The sequence below is a fragment of the Stutzerimonas nitrititolerans genome, assembly GCF_003696285.1.
Lineage (GTDB): Bacteria > Pseudomonadota > Gammaproteobacteria > Pseudomonadales > Pseudomonadaceae > Stutzerimonas > Stutzerimonas nitrititolerans.
Map to the genome: position 1 here is coordinate 1 of NZ_RFFL01000092.1, position 374 is coordinate 374.

Genomic DNA, 374 nt, shown 5'->3' on the forward strand with positions numbered 1-374 from the left:
GAGATTCGCATTGCGCACTACGACGTTCAGGGCGCCATGGGCAACGGAAAGCTGGTCCAAGACTACCCTGAGATGTTCCGCGACGTGACGGTTAGCCAGAAGCAGCTGCGCGACCTTGGCGTCACCTATAAGGACCCGTCCCATCTGAAGATCATTAGCGGTGACGGGCAGTCCATGTCGCCGATCATCCAACATCTGGACCCAATGATCAGCGACGTCAGCATCCGGGAATACACCGGCGACGGGATCTACGCCTTCACATGGCAGGGTCACTTCTACATCAAGAGCCTGCAGATCGCGGACGAAGACCATTTCCTGATGGTCTCGGCAAACGAAACGCTATACCCGCCCAAGAAAATCAGGATCGATGACAC

At 56.1% G+C, this 374-nt stretch carries 1 protein-coding gene; it reads left to right on the forward strand.

What is annotated here, in order from left to right:
• On the forward strand, positions 1-374 hold a 374-nt coding region (locus tag EA795_RS20840; RefSeq protein ID WP_147456340.1), incomplete at both ends, for a S24 family peptidase.